The sequence below is a fragment of the Lederbergia sp. NSJ-179 genome (genome assembly GCF_022867885.1).
Lineage (GTDB): Bacteria > Bacillota > Bacilli > Bacillales > Bacillaceae_C > Lederbergia.
On the sequence record NZ_JALIFP010000094.1, the window covers coordinates 1 to 1,524 of the forward strand.

Sequence of the window (1,524 nt, forward strand, 5' to 3'; positions counted from 1 at the left end):
CAGCTCTGAGGAGTAAAAATTCTTCGTGATAATTTTAAAAAACTCTTCCCTAAAATAGGCTAGTTATAAGATAATCTAACTGTAGAATGACTACAAACAGCATATTTCGGGGAGGACTTTATTTTGATTACCAGAAAAGAAAAGCGTGAAGAGGAAAAGAATAAAAAGTATTTTTTCGAGTTCATGAAAATCCAGAATCATTTTTACAAGGATCTAAATAAGAAATTGAAACAAGTAAAAGATCCGAGGCATCAAAGCTATATTACCTATAGCCCTGATGTTATTTTAATGATGGTCATCATTAAAAATGCATCCAATATAGAAACAATGCGAGAAATGACGGAGGAATTTAATTTAGATATATGTATTGAAAATCTATCAAAAAGCCTCGGCATTGAAAGGCTAGATGAGATCCCACACTATGATACGGTGAATGATTTCTTGTCTCGCTTAAAGCCGGAGGAACTTGAAAACATTAGAACCTACATGATTAAAGAACTGATAAATAAGAAGTGCTTTTATGATTACCGAATAGACGGTAAATATTGGGGAATTGTCATTGATGGGACAGGTCTATTCACATTTCGAAAAAAGCATTGTGAGCATTGCCTGAAACGAGAATATAAGAATGAAGAAACAGGAGAGGTAAAGACTATTTATATGCATCACGTTTTGGAAGCAAAGCTAGTGGTTGGGGACATGGTTTTCAGTATTGCATCAGAATTTATTGAGAACGAATCAGAAGATGTGGAAAAACAAGATTGTGAACGGAATGCCTTTTATCGGATGGAAAAGAAGTTGAAAAATACTTTTAAACGGCTACCAATTTGTATCATCGCAGACAGCTTATATGCATGTGAAAACGTATTTCAGCTATGCGATAAGAATAAATGGAAGTTCTTAATTAGGTTCAAAGAAGGAAGCATCAAATCGGTCATGAGAGAATTTCAGAGTCTTAAAGTATTGGAAAACAGCCATTCTTATGAAGGAATTTCATGGGTAAATGACATATCTTACAACCAACGAACAGTTCATGTACTAGAATTTGTGGAAGAACTGGAGAAAGACAAAAGGACATTTACTTATATTACCAACATCAAAGTTGGAAAGAAAAACGCAAAGAGACTAATCAACGCAGGTAGGAGCCGTTGGAAAATCGAAAATGAAGGGTTCAATAATCAGAAGAATATTCGATACTATATTCAGCATGCAAACAGTCATGATTATAATGCGATGAAGAATCACTATCTTCTAACGCAAATAACAGATATACTCGTTCAACTTTTTGAAAACGGGTCAAAAATCATGAAGATGACAAAGAAAAAGGCAAAGAAAAAAGCCTCTGATCTGTTAAGAGCATTCCAGACTCTAACACTAACAGAAGAGGACTTAATAAAACTAGAGAAACCCACTCAAGTTAGATTTACCTAGTAACTAAATTATAGCAAAGGGTGTGATAATAAGAAAGTAAAAATTAAGTTATCCACAATTTTAAAGTGAAAACAAGGAATTTGGTTCAATTTG

Annotated in this window: 1 protein-coding gene; it reads left to right on the top strand. The window is 33.7% G+C overall.

Going from position 1 to position 1,524, the window contains the following annotated elements; translation table 11 throughout:
* The first annotated feature begins 123 nt into the window (after positions 1–123).
* Complete coding sequence (locus MUB24_RS22935; protein ID WP_244708055.1) at positions 124–1,431, top strand: transposase family protein; 1,308 nt, start codon at positions 124–126, stop codon at positions 1,429–1,431.
* Positions 1,432–1,524 lie beyond the last annotated feature (93 nt).